Source organism: Herbaspirillum sp. Her3 (assembly GCF_057961275.1).
The window spans coordinates 519,849-535,836 of sequence record NZ_CM176328.1 but is presented as its reverse complement, the minus strand read 5'-3'; the positions used below and the strand labels follow the sequence as shown (position 1 = coordinate 535,836).

Here is a 15,988-nt window from a genome sequence, read left to right as displayed (position 1 = left end):
GGAGTGCGCCGGCCAGATCAACGGCATCCAAACAGGGAGGACAAATTGAGTGCATTGTTGCTGCGCGCAGATCAGGTCATGCCGATGACCGAAGGCAACGAAATCATCGAGGACGGTGCCGCCGTGGTGGATCAGACCAGCGGCAGGATCGTCGATATCGGCGCCGCCACGACACTCCGTGCGCGCCATCCTGAAGCCCGCCTGCATGACCTGCCCAACCGGCTGCTGATGCCTGGCCTGGTCAATGGCCACTGCCACTCGGGCATCCTGCGCGGCACCGCCGAGGGGCTGCCGGTCTGGCAGTGGCTGCAGGAATATATCGATCCGATGCACCGGGTACTCACGGCAGAAGACGCAGAAATCGCCTCGCGGCTCTGTTATGCCGAAGCCTTGCTCTCCGGCACTACCACCATCGTCGATATGTGGCGCTTCATGGAGGGTAGCGCACGCGCCGCCCTGGAGCTGGGCATCCGCGCCGTCATGGTGCCTTACGTGGCCGAACATCCCGATCATGATTACTTCGAGACACTGGATGACAACGAAGCCATGCTCAAGCACTGGCATGGCCGCGACAACCAGCGCATTCAGGTCTGGGTCGGCCTGGAACACCTGTTCTATGCCGTCCCGCAGGCATGGGAACGTGCCACGGCCATGTGCCGCCATTACGATACCGGCCTGCATACACACAGCAACGAAAGCCGCTTCGATGTGGAAGAAACCCTGAAGCGCTACGGCATGCGCCCGGTGCAGGCGCTGGAAAAATTCGGCCTGCTGGACGCCCCGCGCGTCATGCTGGCCCATGGGTGCTGGCTCGATGACGCCGAGATCGGCCTGCTGGCCCGGCGCGGCAACATCGGCGTCATCCATAATCCGACCAGCAACATGAAACTGGCCAGCGGCATCGCCCCCATCCAGAAACTGCTGGCCGCAGGGATTGCCGTCGGGCTGGGCACGGATGGCGAAAAGGAAAACAACAACCTGGACATGTTCGAGGAAATGAAATTCGCGTCCCTGTTGACCAAGATCGGCGCCATGGACGCCGCTGCCCTGGATTCCTGGGCGGTCTGCAAGATGGCCACCATCGGTGGGGCGCGCACGCTGGGGCTGGACAAGACCATCGGCACCCTGGAAGCAGGCAAGGCCGCCGACCTGATCGCGGTGCGCACCGATACGCCCCGCATGACACCGCTTCTGACCGGCAAGTATCTCAATCTTCACCACAACCTGGTCCATGCGGTACAGGGCGGCGATGTCGACCTGACCATGGTGGCCGGCAAGATCGTGGTGGAACATGGCCAGTTGCAGAGCGCTTGCATGCAGGACCTGATCGCCGACGTCAACCGCGTCACGCCGGCCTTGTTCGCGCGCCGTGAAGCCATCCTGGCGCATCAGCGCGCGGTCTTGCGGGGTGCCAGCTAGGCCCGGATCGGGCGCTCGTGCTGCGTGAAGAGAGGGTTCGCCCTCTTGTCCCAATCGTTTATCATGGCGCCGGATCATCGGCAGAGCACCGGCCTGTGCTTGCGCATGATTCCCGCTTAACCCCGGACCACTCCATCGCCCCAAGCCACATGAGCAACGTCCTCAACTACCTGATCACCGCCCGCCGCTGCGAAGTGGAAGAACTGCAACGCCTGGCACGCACCTGCCAGCTGGTCCTCACCGTGGGCAAGCTGATCCACTGCCTGCAGCAGGAGCGCGGCATTTCCAACATCTACCTGGGCTCGCGCGGCGAGCGTGACGGCCAGGTATGGCAGGAACGCGTGGCCGCCAGCCAGGCGGCTCAGCGCGAATTCGAAGCCTGGCTGGAATCGACCGAACACGACAACGCCCTCTCCAACGGTGCACGCCTGTACACCCGCATCGCCTTCGCGCTACATGCACTGGATGGCATGCCCAGGCTGCGCACCGACGTGGCCGCGCTGGCCTGCACGCCGACAGCCAGCTACGAGCGCTTCAAGACCGTGGTGGGAGCACTGCTGGCACTGGTGTTCGAGGCCGCCGACGTGGCGGTCGATCCGCAGATCTCAAGGCTGCTGGTGGCACTGTTCAATCTCATGCAAGGCAAGGAATTCGCCGGCCGCGAACGCGCCTCCGGCGCCGCTGCCTTTGCCATGGGCAAGATCACGCGCGAGCAGGAGCAAGTCATCGAAACCCAGATCGAGATGCAGGAGCAGGCGCTGCGCCGCTTCGAATCCTTCGCCGAGGGCTTCCGCAACGAATGGAGCGCCATGCAGGCAACCCTGCCCCTGGCCGACCTGGAGCGGCTGCGCCGCAAGCTGCTCACTGCCCACGACCGGCCACTGGCCACCGACCTGGCCGATGCCTGGTACCAGTGCTGTTCCATCCGCATGGATGGCCTGCACCAGGTCGAGATCCATCTGGCGCAATACGTGCAGTCGCAATGCCGGGACAAGATCGTCGAATTGCAGAAGGAACTGGATGACCAGGGCCAGCTCTTCAGCCAGGCCGATGCACTGGACCCGCTGGCCCCGCTGGCGGCTTTCTCTTCCAGCCTGGAAGGCCAGGCCCTGCCGGACGAACCGCTGCGCGCAGGAGTAGGTCCTCACCTGACGCAATCCATCGTCGAAATCCTGCGCAGCCAGTCCGAACGCCTGCAGAACCTGACCCAGGAGCTGGCCACCGTGCGCGAGAGCCTGGAAGAGCGCAAGCTCATCGAACGGGCCAAGGGCGTGCTGATGATGAAGCAGGGACTCAACGAAGAGGCCGCCTATCGCCTGCTGCGCAAGCACGCGATGAACCAGAACCGGCGCATTGCCGAGGTGGCCCAGGCGATCCTGTCGCTGACGGAAATCCTGCCGGACGCCTGAGTCCCCTGCGTCCGCTCAAGCTGCCAGCAAGCGGCCCTCGATCTGGCGCTGCCCGACCAGCGGTTGCCCGTGCGCGCGCTGCAAGGCATCGGCCACGCCCAGCAAGGCCTGGTCGCTGAAGGCCGGGCCGAACACGGTAATGCCCCAGGGCAGGCCATTCTTCATGAAGTTCATGGGCGTGGCCACGGCGGCGTAATCCAGCATGTTCATGAAATTGGTGTACCAGCCCAGGTCCGAATTGCGCTGTACCGGCTGCTCGCGCAATTCTTCCAGCGTCACCGGGCGCGGATAGGCGGGCGTGACGACGCAATCGACAGTCGCCAGTATGCGGTCGCATTCGGCCTTCAGTTGCTGCAGGCGATATTGCGCGCGGAAGGTATCCACGGCGCTGTACTCGGGCGCCTTGCGCAGCACGTCACGGATCACCGGCAGGACGGCCTCGGGCCGTTCCTGCAACAGCGTTTCGATGGTGCTGTAGCGCTCGGCCACCCACGGTCCTTCGTAGAGCAGACGCGCAGCCTCCAAAAAGGGTGTGAAATCGATGGGCACGGCCACGCCGCCGATGGCTTCCATCTGCGCCAGCGCCTCTACGAACAGAGCCGGGCTTTCGCTGCAGCCGAGGAATTCCAGCTGGCGCGGCACGCCAAAGCGCAGTCCCTGGCGCGGCGGGCGGAAGGCCGAGGCGTCGTTGTGCGGCAGGTTGGCACGGCTGTATTCGTCGCGTTCATCGGGCTGCGCGGCCTGTGTGCACAAGGCCAGCAAGAGACTGGCTTCGGCCGCCGTGGCCGTGAAGAAGGTCACGCAATCCAACGTGCGGCAAGCCGGCACCACCCCGGCGGTGGACAGCAAACCCTTGGTCGCCTTGAGCCCCACCAGGTTGTTCAGCGCAGCCGGCACACGGCCACTGCCGGCAGTGTCAGTACCGAGCGCAAAGCTGGACAGACCCAGCGCCACCGCCAGGGACGAACCGGACGAGGAGCCACCGGAGGGATAGTCCGGATGCACGCTGTTGCGACAAGCGCCATAGGGCGAGCGCGTGCCGTTCAGACCGGTGGCGAACTGGTCCAGGTTGCACTTGCCCATGGGGATGGCGCCCAGCCCGATCAGTTGCGCTACCAGCGTGGCGCTTTCGCGCGGGACATGGCTGAAGGCCGGACAGGCGGCCGTAGTCGGGATGCCCGCCAGGTCGATGTTGTCCTTGATCGAGAAGGGCACGCCATACAGCGGCAGGCTGTGCGGCGATTGATGTTCCAGCGCCTGCAGGTAGGGCTCGGTTTCTGCCTCGCTCAGCAGGTGGATGTAGAGCCGATATTGCGGATTGAGCTTCTCTGCGGTTTCACGCAGGCGCTTGACTACCGTACGCGGGTCCAGTGTGCCCGCGCGATAGGCGGCGGTGAGCGCATCGATGCGCAGGTCAAAGGAATGGATCATGCGGCCTCCTGTGGGGTGTGTTCCATCACCAGTACACACTGGCCTGCACGCACCGGGCTGCCGGGCTGCACGCGTACTTCGGCGACGATGCCGGCCTCGGGCGCGGCAATGTTGATTTCCATCTTCATCGATTCCAGGATCATCAGCAGCTCACCTTGCGCCACGCGCTGGCCCGGGCTCACCTTGACCTGCCAGAGATTGCCGGCAATGGGTGCATCGACGGCCAGCTGGCCGGCCTGCAGCGGCTGGTCTTCCTGGACGATGGCCGTGCTTTCCTCGCTCTCGAAGTTGGCCTGGCCGCTGGCGATCCAGCGCTGGCGCTCGGCATCGAAGGCCGCTTGCTGGTGCTGGCGGAAGGTGGCTATGCCCTCGGCTTCGCGCTGCAGGAAATCCTGGTATTGCGCAAGGTCCAGGCGAGTTTCTTCAATACCGATCTCGAAACGGCCCAGCGGAAAATCGCGGCGGATGGTCTGCAATTCCCCGGCACTGACCGGATAGAAACGGATCTGGTCGAAGAAGCGCAGCAACCAGGGCTTGCCGTGGAAGGCCGCGACCTCGCGATAGCGGTTCCACATCTGCAGGGTGCGCCCGACGAACTGGTAGCCGCCCGGCCCTTCCATTCCGTAGATGCAAAGGTAGGCGCCACCGATGCCGACCGAATTCTCGGCGGTCCAGGTGCGCGCCGGGTTGTACTTGGTGGTGACTAGGCGATGGCGCGGGTCCAGCGGCGTAGCCACCGGCGCCCCCAGGTAGACGTCGCCCAGTCCCATGACCAGGTAGCTGGCGTCGAAGACAGTCTCGCGCACGGCGCCGATATCCCGGAGATCGTTGATGCGGCGGATGAATTCAAGATTGCTCGGGCACCATGGCGCATCCTTGCGTACCGTGGTCATGTATTTCTCGATGGCGAGCTGGCAGGCCGGATCGTCCCAGGACAAGGGCAGATGCACGATACGCGACGGAACCGTCAGGTTTTCGCGGGCGCACACGGCATCCCACAAACCGCTGATGGTCTGCAGCAAGGTAGCCAGGGGCAGTGCCTCCGGCTGGTAATGCACCTGCAGCGAACGGATGCCGGGGGTGAGATCGATCACGCCGGGCAAGGCCTGTTCTTCCAGTGCCGCAATCAGGGCGTGCACGCGGAAGCGCAACACCAGATCCAGTTGCGGGCTGCCCACTTCCAGCAGCAGGTTGGCATCACCCGACAGGCGCGCCACCAGGCGCCGTTCATCCTGTCCCAGGTCCAGCACGATGGGCGAGGCCAATGCTGCGGGCATCCATGTCACCGGCTGCGGCTGCAGGCTGGCGATACCGGCGTGGGCGGCCAGGGCGATGCGGCGCGCCGTGGCCACGTCCACCGGGATGAAGCGCAGCTTGTCGCCGGCCTTGAGCTGGCCGATCTGCCAGAGATCGGCCTCGATCACCGTCACCGGGCAGACGAAACCACCCAGGCTGGGACCGTCCGGCCCCAGGATCACCGGCATGTCACCGGTGAAGTCGACCGCACCCACGGCATAGGGATTGTCATGGATGTTGGAGGGATGCAGGCCGGCTTCGCCGCCGCTGTCGCGCACCCACTCGGGCTTGGGACCGATCAGGCGCACGCCGGTGCGGCTGGAATTGAAATGGACCTCCCAGTCGGTGGCAAAGAAGGTCTCCATGTAAGCCTGTGTGAAATATTCCGGCGCACCATGCGGACCGTAGATCACACGGACCCGACGGACCGCCTCCAGTGCGGGATACAGGCCGTCCGGCACGGTCTGCCCGGCCGCTGCCGCGTCGCCACCGGCCAGCGGCGCCAGGTGCAGCACGTCACCACTGGCCAGCGCGCGCCCGGCGTGGCCACCGAACTGCCCCAGCGTGAAGGTGCTGCGGCTGCCCAGGTAAGCCGGCACCTGCACCCCGCCACGCACGGCCAGATAACTGCGGGCACCGGCACCGCTGATGGTGCCGAGCTTGAGGGTGCTGCCGGCGGCCACCTGCAGTACGGTCGCCATGGGTTGCGCCACGCCATCGAGCAGCACCGGGATCGCGGCACCGGTGACCACCACCATGGCCGCCGTGTTGAAGCGCAGGACCGGCCCGCTCATGGTCACTTCCAGACCGGCCGCATCTTCGGCATTGCCCAGCAGGCGATTGCCCAGGCGCAGCGCGCGTTCATCCATCGGTCCTGAAGGCGGTACTCCGACGGCCCAGTAGCCGACTCGGCCGGGATGGTCCTGCACCGTGGTCTGGGTGCCGGGCGAGAGCACTTCCACCGTGTCGGCGCGATAGACCAGTTGTTCCAGGCAGCGTGTCCACGGCTGGCCGCTGGCAAACGGCGCATCGGCCAAGATCTGGCGCAGGTAGTGCTGGTTGGTTTCCACGCCATACAGCTTGGTCTCCCGCAAGGCCGCATCCAGCGCCAGGCGCGCTTCTTCGCGGGTGGGCTGCCAGCTGATGAGCTTGGCGATCATGGGATCGAAATAGGGCGGGATCTCACATCCGGCCTCGACCCAGGTATCGATGCGCAACGCCTGGCCATCGGCGGGTGGAAACTCGACCGCCGTCAGCAGGCCGGGACAGGGCTGGAACTGGCGGCCCGGATCTTCCGCGTAAAGACGCGCCTGGATCGCATGGCCGCGCGGCTGCAGGGCGGTTGCCAGTTGTGCCAGCGGCGGCAGGTCGCCTGCGGCCAGCTCGATCATCCAGCGCACCAGGTCGACACCCCAGACCTGTTCGGTGACGCCATGCTCGACCTGCAGGCGCGTGTTGACTTCCAGGAAGTAGAACTGCCCGGCCTGGCTGTCGTAGACGAACTCCACCGTGCCGGCACTGCGGTAGTTCACGGCCCGCGCCAGCTTGATGGCGGCGGCACAGAGGGCCTCGGCCATGCCCTCGGGCAGGTTGGGCGCCGGGGTTTCTTCCAGCACCTTCTGGTTGCGCCGCTGCACCGAGCAGTCGCGCACGCCCAGGGCGATCACCTCGCCCCGGCCATCGCCGAAGACCTGCACTTCCAGATGGCGGGCACGTTCGATGTATTTCTCGATGAAGACGCCGGCATCGCTGAAATTGTTCTGGCCCAGCCGGCGCACGGAATCAAAGGCATCGGCCAGTTCGGCATCGCTGCGGCACACGCGCATGCCGATGCCGCCACCACCAGCCGTGCTCTTCAACATCACCGGATAGCCCACGCGTGCTGCGGCTGCCAGGGCATCGTCAGCCGTCTCCAGCAAGTCCGTGCCTTCCAGCATCGGTACGCCCTGCTCGCGCGCCAGTGCGCGTGCCGTATGCTTCAGGCCAAAGATGCGCAACTGTGCGGGGGTAGGTCCGACGAAGGCGATGCCGGCCGCTTCGCAGGCTTCGGCAAAGGCGGCATTCTCGGAGAGAAAACCATAGCCCGGATGGATGGCCTGGGCGCCGCTGTCGCGGGCGGCGGCCAGGATCTTGTCCACGGCGAGATAGGTCTGGGTGGCCGGACCTTCGCCCAGCGAGATGGCGCGGCCGGCCTGCAGCACGTGCAGGCTGCCGAGGTCGGCTTCGGAATAGACGCACACGCCGGTCACGTCCAGCGTGCGCAGTGTGCGCAGGATGCGGCAGGCAATGGCGCCGCGGTTGGCAATGAGCAGATGGTCAAACATTCAGGTGGCCTTGAAATCCGGGTCGTCCCGTGATTCGGAAAACCGGCTCGCGGTCGTCCGCGAGGGGTGCAGGGCGGCGTGCGCGCATGCGGCAGGGATCAGTCCCAGACCAGCACTTCGGCCGCAGTCGGGTTCCAGCCATTGCAGGGGTTGTTCAGCTGCGGGCAGTTGGAAATAAGCACGATCAGGTCCTGCTCGGCGCGCAGCTCCACGTACTTGCCTGGCGCGGAGATGCCATCCTCGAAGGTGAGGCCGCCTTCCGGCGTGACCGGCACGTTCATGAAGAAGTTGATGTTGGCGCCGATGTCGCGCTTGTTGAGGCGTCCATCGTGCAGGCAGGCGCACAGGAAATTGTCGCGACAGCTGTGCATGTAGCGCTTCTCCAGCGCGTAGCGCACGGTATTGCTCTCCTGCGCGCAGGCGCCGCCCAGGGTGTCATGGCGGCCGCAGGTATCGGCCACGATGGTGGCCAGGGCCCGCCCCAGGTTGGAATAGAGCACGCTGCCCGCGCCCAGGTAAGCGCGGTTCTGGCGACGCAGGGTGCGCTGGGGATCGTAGCGTTCGCGCGGATTGGTGCTGCTGTAGAACAGGGTGTCGATGGCCTGGTTGCCCTCCAGGTCCAGCAGCCGCACGGTCTGGCCGGCGCGGACGTTGAAGAGGTAAGGTTCGCCGGCCGGGATCACGTGGCGGAACACGGCTTGCTCGGGGACGCGCTGGCTTTCGATGATGTGCATGTGATTCTCCCTGGCTCAGAGATGGAAGCGTTCGGTGTTGTGGAAGGCGCGCTCGTTCTCGGGGCGCGAATGGCGGCAGGCATGGGTGCTGTCGTCGCTGTGCGTGTGCAGCCATTCCAGCCGGACCGGGCGCGGCGCGTAGTGCGGATGCGGGTCCATGGGATGCTGCAAGGCCGTCAGGATGATGAGCGTATCCATCGGCGCGGCCAGCTCGATGAAGTCACCGGCCTTGGAATTGCCGGGCACGAAATGGAACACGCCTTCGGCATCCACGCTCACGCGCGAGAACAGGTTCACCACCATCAGCAGGTCTTGCAGGTCGAGGTTCCACTTGCCCATTTCCACCAGCAGGTTGTCCGCGCCATTGCGATAGAAGCCGTTGCGCAGTTCCTGGTAGCGGCCCTGGCCGTATTTCTCGCGCACCTCCTCGGCATTGAGCACGCCGCCGAAACTGTCATGCCAGCCGCAGGTATCTTCGGTGATGGCCGCCAGCACGCGCCCCATGTCAGAGTACAGGCAATGACCGGCCTGCAGGCGCGCGGTGTGCTGGCCCTTCAGCGTATCGGGCAGGTTCAGCCGTTCGCTGGGCTGCTGGGCGTTCAACATCATCATGCTGACGTTGGCGCCGCCTTCGATGTCGGTGATGCGCAGCGACTGGCCGCGCTTGAGGATGAAGGAGGTATGGCCGCCGCCGGACAGCAGTTCTTCGTAGAGTCTGGCTTGCAGGGCCAGGGGATCCTTGCTCATGTCAGCTTTCCTTTGCAGTGATGAGGGAGGCCAGCTTGCCGGCCTGTTCGCGGGCGCGGGCCTCGTTGAGGGCGATGTCGTAGGTGATGTGGGCGCCATAGGCTTGCGGGTATTGCGGATCGACGCGCACCTTGTCGAACACCAGCAGCCGGGTGCCCAGGGTGAAGCCTTCGGAGAGATCGTGGGTCACCATGAAGACGGTCAGGCCGCTGTCCTTCCACAGGTCCAGCAGCAGGGTGTGCATCTCCTTGCGGATGCCCGGATCGAGCGCACCGAAAGGTTCATCCAGCAGCAGCACACGCGGGCGCACGATGAGCGCCTGGGCAATCGCCAGGCGCTGCTGCATGCCGCCCGAGAGGCTACTGGGATACAGATCCAATGCGTGCCCCAGCCCGACGCGATGCAGCAGCTGCGCCGCTTCTTCCCGCGCGCGCCGCTTGGCACCGCCGAACAGGCGCCCCAGCAGCGGCGACCGGGGCAGCTCCAGGCCGATGGCCACGTTGTCCAGCACGTTCAGGTGAGGGAACACGGAGTAGCGCTGGAACACCACGCCGCGCGTGGCATCCGGCTCGGCCGGGAAGGGCTGGCCCTGCAGCAGCAGTTGTCCCTTGCTCGGCCGCTCCTGCCCCAGCAGCAGGCGCAGGAAGGTCGACTTGCCACAGCCGGAAGCGCCGACCAGGGTGCAGAACTGGCCCTCTTCCACGCGCAGGTTCAGGCGCTCCAGCACCACGTTCTGGTCATACTGCTGCCAGACATTGCGGATCTCGATGTAGCTCATGCGCGGCCTCCTTCAGCCCAGGGGAAGAAGCGCCGGTGCACGGCGCGCAGCAGCCAGTCCATCAGCCAGGCCAGCAGCGTGATCCAGACCACGTAGGGCAGGATGATGTCCATGGCCAGGTAACGGCGTACCAGGAAAATGCGATAGCCGAGGCCCGCCGTGGCCGAGATCGCCTCGGCCGAAATGAGGAACAGCCAGGCCGCCCCCAGTGACAGCCGCAGCGAGACCAAGAGACGCGCCAGCATCTGCGGCAGGGCCACACGCAATACCAAAGTCCAGCTGTTGGCCCCGAGCGTCTGCGCCTTGATCAGCAGTTCGGCGGGAATGGCGCGGCCGGTATGTTCGAGGTCGCGCGCCAGCAGAGGCGTGACGCCGATGACGATCAGCATCACCTTGGACAATTCATCCAGCCCCATGACGATGAAGAGAATCGGCAGGATCGCCAGCGGCGGCACCATCGAAATCACCGTCAGCAGCGGCGAGAAGCCGGCGCGCAGAACAGGGAAGATGCCGTTGGCAATGCCCAGCACCAGCCCGGCCACGGCCGCGATGCCCAGGCCCAGCAGCACCCGCTGCAGGCTGGCCAGGGTGTCGCTCCAGAACAGATAGTCGCCGGTGCGCGGATCTTCCATGAAGGCCATGTGGCGGATCGCATCGACCATCTGCGCAAGGCTGGGCAGCAGCTTGTCGTTGGGATTGTCGGCCAGGCGCGTGGCCGAACCGAAGGCATAGAGCAGCGCCAGGATCAGGAAGGGCAAGAGCGTGAGCAGCCATTGCCCGGAGCGGCCGGGATGGCGATTCAGGAAACGCATGATGCGCCTCCCTGCGACAGGGACGGTGGCAGCGCAGAAGCTGCCAGAGGGGAGCTGGGGATGCGAACAGCGATCACGATGGACTCCGGTCGGGGTTGAACAAAAGCAGGAGCAGCGCGGCACCTGTGGTGCAACTCTCTCCCGGGCTTTTGTCCCGCCGTGTAACCTCGACCGAGGTCGCCGGCTCTCGGACCAGTCATCTGCCTGCGGCAGACCGGAACCCTAGCCAGCTATTTGAACTACCTGTGCAGCCGTTGGATGATCCACTCACTCAGATCATCGATGCGGGCTGCTCTGCATTGATGTGGATTTCAGCAAATTCCATACCATCACTGTCTGCGCCGCAGCCAATGCACGGCGTGCGCTAGGACCTCGATGAGCAACAGTGAAGTGCGCATCCGGCCACACAGCGGCAGCGCTTGCGTAGCCTCGGTGGAAAAAGCGATGGGAAAAACGGCGGCGCTGCTTGATCGGGTCATGGGCATGGTCTACTCCTGCGAACATGGCCTGGCCGTCCAGGATGGTTGTCGAAGCCTGCGCTGCTGCCACTGCTCCGACCCAAGTCGTCTTGGCTCGCCCTATGCGAGAACGACGATCTTGTATGCAAGTTCCAGGCCAAGTCTTCCAGGATCAGGCCATACGGCGCAAAACCGCTCCACTACTGGATTCCGGCGGAACGACCCAATCGCAGCAGAGCACGCGAGCGCAAGCATGGTGCACGCTGGCACCGATTTGGCGCGCGATGGCTGCGCCATCGCCGCGCATTTGAGCCACGCCGAAAGACCTTCTGAGCGGTCCGCTATTAATAGCGAAATCGAGGTTCAGGCATCGTAAAGGCATCACGATCGGATTGGCATGAACCTTGCTGAAAAGCGAGCGGGAGCCGGCGAGTCCGGTCTTGAGTCAGCACAATTTGCAATGGACAGCTAGGGTTCCGGTTCGCTGGTGCGGATGTCTGGTCCGAGAGCAGTCGACCTCGCAAGGGGTTACACGGCGGGAGAAAAGCCCGGGAGATGACGCGATCGCAAGAGCGCGCCGCTCCCGGGCTTTTTTTCCAATAAACCCTTCGAGGACCCTACGCCGTGTACAACATTTCCCGAATCCTTGGTGGCGCTGCCATCGCCCTGGCCGCCTTCACAGGCGCGCTCTCATCCGCCCACGCTGCACCCCGCACCGATTTCAAGGTCTGTACGTCCATCTACGCCGGCTGGATGCCCTGGGGCGAAGCCCAGGCACAAGGCATCCTGGCCAAGTGGGGCAAGAAGTACGGCATCACCATCAGTGCCGTGCAACTGAACGACTACGTGGAATCGATCAACCAGTACACCGCCGGCAAGTTCGACGGCTGCACCATGACCAACATGGATGCGCTCACCATTCCCGCAGCCGGTGGCGTGGACTCCACGGCCCTGATCGTGGGCGACTATTCCAACGGCAACGACGGCATCGTCCTGAAGGGGAAGAACAAGAAGCTGGCCGACATCAAGGGCCAGTCGGTGCAGCTGGTGGAATTCTCGGTCTCGCACTACCTGCTGGCGCGCGCGCTGGAAACGGCCGGCCTGCGCGAGCGTGACGTCAAGGTGGTCAACACCAGCGACGCCGACATCACCGCTGCCTTCGCCACCCCTGCCGTCACCAGCACGGTGACCTGGAACCCGATGCTGTCCTCCATTGCGGCCTCGCCGGATGTTTCGCTGGTCTATACCTCCAAACAACTGCCCGGCGAAATCATGGACCTGATGGTGGTCAACACCAAGACCCTGCAGGAGAACCCTGCCTTCGGCAAGGCACTCACCGGCGCCTGGTACGAAATGATGTCCATCATGACCGCCAAGGATGAACGCGCCACCCGCGCGCTGACCGCCATGGGCAAGGCTTCCGGCACCGATCTGGCAGGATTCCAGTCGCAGCTGGCGGCCACGGCCATGTTCTACCAGCCCAAGGCGGCGCTGGAGTTTTCCACCAAGAAGGAACTGCCCGGCATCATGGGCCGCATCGCCAAGTTCAGCTTTGACCACGGCATCCTCGGTCCCAACGTCAAGAGTGCCGATGGCATCGGCATCGCCTTCGATGGCAACGTGGTGATCGGCGACAAGAAGAACGTCAAGCTGCGCTTCGATCCGACCTACATGAAGATGGCGGCCGACGGAAAACTCTAAGTTTTTCGCGCGCATGCGCCTGTAGTTCCCACACTACCTGCATCACAAACGACTTGCGCGGGTCCGGCAACGGACCCGCCTGGCCCTGCTCGTCCCTTGCTTTCACAACGATACAGTTCAACCCACGGAGAGAACCTTGACTACCTACACCGCTTCCCTGTCGCGCCTGCACGCCCGCTATGCCCTGGGCACCTGCGCTGCCGCCCTCGCCTCCCTGCTGGCCTGCGCGCCGGCGCTGGCCGACGATGCCGCCCCGGCTGCCACCGCCGAACCGGCCGGTCCCTGGACCATCACCAAGCACATCGACCTGGCCTCGCGCTACGTGCTGCGCGGTGTCACCACCACCTACGGCAACGGCCAGCCGCTGGGCAATGCCGGCGCCGACGCCCCCGAATCGGACCAGCCCGCGCTGCAATGGGGCATCGATTTCGTCCACAGCAGCGGCTGGAGCTTTGGCTACTGGGCCTCCACCATCAACTATTCGTACAAGCAGCTGGGCAATTCCTACAGTGACCGCAGCATCACCGAGTTCCAGAAACCGCGCTCGGTCGAAAACGATCTCTACTTCGCCTATGCCGGCAACATCACCGGCGACCTCGGCTATACCCTGGGCATGACCGGCTACTACTATGCCAACGGCAGCCATGCCAATGCTCTCGAAACCAAGGCCGGCCTGACCTGGGGCGCACTGTCCTTCACTGCGCAGACGCTGCTCAACGACGTGGTGTGGGGCAACAAGGGGGACACCTACTGGTCCCTGGTCTACACCAAGCCGCTGCCTTACGACATCACCTTCACCAGCACGCTGGGCGCCTACACTTACCACCGCGAAGGCAAGTACCTCGGCACCCGCGATACCGCTACCGGCACGGCCTGCGCCGCCGGAGAGGCGTTCGTGGTCAACGGCTGCTTTGCCGGCAACGGCCCCAGCAGCGGCGGCCTGCGCCACCTGACGCTGGGCCTGTCGGCGCCCTTCCCGAATTCGTCCATCACCTGGTCGCTGCAGGCCATCCTGGGCGGTTACAACCGCTTTGATGTCAAGCAGGGCAACCAGCTGGTGGGGATGCTGAGTCTGGGATTCTGAAGGCCAGGACGCTCTGATAGCTCAAAGGCTCAAGATGAAATGGAAGCATGACCTTGCCATTGCCGGGGTGATGCTTCCCTCCTCAAAATCACCGGCAGCGTCTGGTCAACCCGGCTTGAATGCCAGTGCCATCGGCGCTTGTGGCCTAACTGTTTTCAAGGCGGGGCCGGCAGACTCCAGATGATCAACACCGGATGACGCATCAGGCAATTTGAACATGGCCACTGTTTCCACCAACGATCTCACTTGCTGATTCAAAACGTCAGCAGAGGCCGCCATCTCTTCTACCATGGCGGCATTCTCCTGCGTCGCCTGATCCATCTGGATGACCGCTTTGCCGACCTGTGAAACCCCTGCACTTTGTTCTTTACCGGCAGTGCTGATGTCCATCATGATTTCCGATGCATGGCGAATGGCAGACACGATCTCGTTCATTGTATTGCCGGCCCGATCGACCAGGAGCGCCCCCTGCGTGACGCGTTCGACACTGGACGTGATGAGTTCCTTGATTTCTTTCGCGGCGCCCGAGCTACGCTGTGCCAGCGAACGCACCTCCGAGGCCACCACGGCAAAGCCTCTTCCCTGTTCCCCAGCGCGGGCCGCTTCCACCGCCGCATTGAGTGCCAGAATATTGGTCTGGAATGCGATGCCATCGATGACACCGATAATTTCATTCACCTTGCTGCTGCTTTCGTTGATGGCTCTCATCGTCATGACCACTTCAGCGACCAGTTCACTGCCTTCGGAGGCAACTGTCGCGGCCGTGCGCGCCAACTGACTGGCCTGTTCCGTATTGTCCGCGTTCTGTTTGACCGTAGAGCCCAGCTCTTCCATGGCAGCCGCAGTCTCTTCCAATACGCCGGCTTGTTCTTCGGTACGCGCGGAAAGCTCATTGTTGCTGGCCGCGATCTGAGCGCTGCCATCGGCAACGACCTGCGCGCTCTGTCTGACCGCGCTGACCGTGGTGACCAGACTCTGTTGCATACGCTGGAGGGCGTGCAACAAGATACCTATCTCGTCCCTGGATTCGAACACGATAGAATTGCCCAAATTGCCGTCAGCAACGGTATCTGCGACCTCAACTGCGTAGGCAATCGGGCCGGTGATGCTGCGCGCAAGCATCCATCCAAGGCCCGCCCCCAGCAATATCGTCACCAGGCTGCAGACCAGCAACAAGGTCTGCGCTCTGGCGTACGTCGCGTCCGACATGTTCTTGGCAGCCCGGGTATCGGCTTCCGCAGTTTTTTTCATCAGCGAGACGGCATCTGAATAGCCTTTCAGGAGGGGAGCAACCTCCTGATCAAAAAAAGCCTGCGACGCAGAAATGCTCTTCATGTCCGCAGGGTTGTGCATGCGCAAGAGTTGGCGCCGCTTCTCATGAAAAGCGGTGCCAGCCCGTTGGATCACGTCCAGGGCTTTCTGTGCTTCGGGTGGCGCGTGAGCCCGCAGGTCTCGCATGATCTCATCGGCCCGAGCCATCTGAGCGGTGGCGATGTGGTTAAGCCGAGCGACATGTTCAGCGTCGCTGGCACCAAGGATACTGTTGAGAATCAGATCCTGGTTGCCGAGCTGGTTTTTCCATTCGTTCATCAGCTGCTCGCCATCCATGACCGCACGCATGATGACGGCCTGCTCCTGGCAGACCTTCAGGCTCCAAAGACCAATCCCCCCCGTAGATACCATCAACGCAAGCAGGAACGCCATGCAAGAGCCCAGGCGGGTGCCAATTTTCCAATCTGTGAACTTCATTCACGCACCTTGAAAGAGAAGTGCAACAACCATTGATGGCTGCCTC

12 protein-coding genes and 2 riboswitches are annotated in these 15,988 nt (G+C 63.8%); of the genes, 5 read left to right on the top strand and 7 right to left on the bottom strand.

Features of this window, described 5'->3' with window-relative positions; genetic code table 11:
- The first annotated feature begins 45 nt into the window (after positions 1-45).
- Entirely contained in the window at positions 46-1,419 is a 1,374-nt protein-coding gene (locus ACVC5H_RS02445; RefSeq protein WP_489620837.1) for an amidohydrolase family protein, read from the top strand.
- 149 nt (positions 1,420-1,568) lie between these two features.
- A complete protein-coding gene (locus ACVC5H_RS02440; protein ID WP_489620836.1) occupies positions 1,569-2,828 on the top strand; it encodes a nitrate- and nitrite sensing domain-containing protein in 1,260 nt (419 codons plus the stop codon).
- Positions 2,829-2,843: 15 nt separating this feature from the next.
- Here the strand turns inward: ACVC5H_RS02440 and atzF are convergent, their stop codons facing one another.
- From atzF to ACVC5H_RS02410, 6 genes are all read right to left on the bottom strand, one after another.
- Positions 2,844-4,259 (bottom strand): allophanate hydrolase, encoded by a 1,416-nt coding sequence (gene atzF / locus ACVC5H_RS02435; RefSeq protein WP_489620835.1) that lies wholly within the window; start codon positions 4,257-4,259, stop codon positions 2,844-2,846.
- Positions 4,256-7,879, bottom strand: coding sequence for an urea carboxylase (uca, locus tag ACVC5H_RS02430; RefSeq protein WP_489620834.1), 3,624 nt, complete (start codon positions 7,877-7,879; stop codon positions 4,256-4,258). The genes atzF and uca overlap by 4 nt, the downstream gene beginning before the upstream one ends.
- Before the next feature lie 98 nt (positions 7,880-7,977).
- Positions 7,978-8,613, bottom strand: a complete 636-nt coding sequence (locus ACVC5H_RS02425) for an urea amidolyase associated protein UAAP2 (RefSeq protein ID WP_338717035.1) — start codon at positions 8,611-8,613, stop codon at positions 7,978-7,980.
- Between the two features lie 15 nt (positions 8,614-8,628).
- Positions 8,629-9,360 (bottom strand): urea amidolyase associated protein UAAP1, encoded by a 732-nt coding sequence (locus ACVC5H_RS02420; protein ID WP_489620833.1) that lies wholly within the window; start codon positions 9,358-9,360, stop codon positions 8,629-8,631.
- A 1-nt stretch (position 9,361) separates the two neighbouring features.
- The gene (locus ACVC5H_RS02415) at positions 9,362-10,138 is read right to left on the bottom strand and encodes an ABC transporter ATP-binding protein (protein ID WP_489620832.1); all 777 of its coding nucleotides are present in this window, start codon (positions 10,136-10,138) and stop codon (positions 9,362-9,364) included.
- Positions 10,135-10,950: an ABC transporter permease gene (locus tag ACVC5H_RS02410; protein WP_489620831.1), complete on the bottom strand. Its 816-nt coding sequence runs from the start codon at positions 10,948-10,950 to the stop codon at positions 10,135-10,137. The genes ACVC5H_RS02415 and ACVC5H_RS02410 overlap by 4 nt, the downstream gene beginning before the upstream one ends.
- 136 nt (positions 10,951-11,086) lie before the next feature.
- A riboswitch (guanidine-I (ykkC/yxkD leader) is annotated at positions 11,087-11,187 on the bottom strand.
- A gap of 138 nt (positions 11,188-11,325) precedes the next feature.
- Between ACVC5H_RS02410 and ACVC5H_RS02405 the strand changes: the two genes are divergently transcribed.
- The 3 genes from ACVC5H_RS02405 (at position 11,326) to ACVC5H_RS02395 (ending at position 14,193) form a co-directional block, all read left to right on the top strand.
- On the top strand, positions 11,326-11,784 hold the full coding sequence (locus ACVC5H_RS02405) for a hypothetical protein (RefSeq protein ID WP_489620830.1): 459 nt from the start codon (positions 11,326-11,328) through the stop codon (positions 11,782-11,784).
- A gap of 81 nt (positions 11,785-11,865) precedes the next feature.
- Positions 11,866-11,965: riboswitch (guanidine-I (ykkC/yxkD leader) on the top strand.
- Positions 11,966-12,032: 67 nt separating this feature from the next.
- The gene (locus ACVC5H_RS02400; protein WP_489620829.1) at positions 12,033-13,109 is read left to right on the top strand and encodes a putative urea ABC transporter substrate-binding protein; all 1,077 of its coding nucleotides are present in this window, start codon (positions 12,033-12,035) and stop codon (positions 13,107-13,109) included.
- 136 nt (positions 13,110-13,245) lie between these two features.
- Positions 13,246-14,193 carry a TorF family putative porin gene (locus ACVC5H_RS02395; RefSeq protein WP_489620828.1) on the top strand — a complete coding sequence of 316 codons (948 nt, stop codon included), beginning with the start codon at positions 13,246-13,248 and terminating at the stop codon, positions 14,191-14,193.
- 105 nt (positions 14,194-14,298) lie between these two features.
- Here ACVC5H_RS02395 and ACVC5H_RS02390 read toward each other — a convergent pair whose 3' ends face one another.
- Positions 14,299-15,942, bottom strand: a complete 1,644-nt coding sequence (locus ACVC5H_RS02390) for a methyl-accepting chemotaxis protein (RefSeq protein ID WP_489620827.1) — start codon at positions 15,940-15,942, stop codon at positions 14,299-14,301.
- Positions 15,943-15,988: the final 46 nt, after the last annotated feature.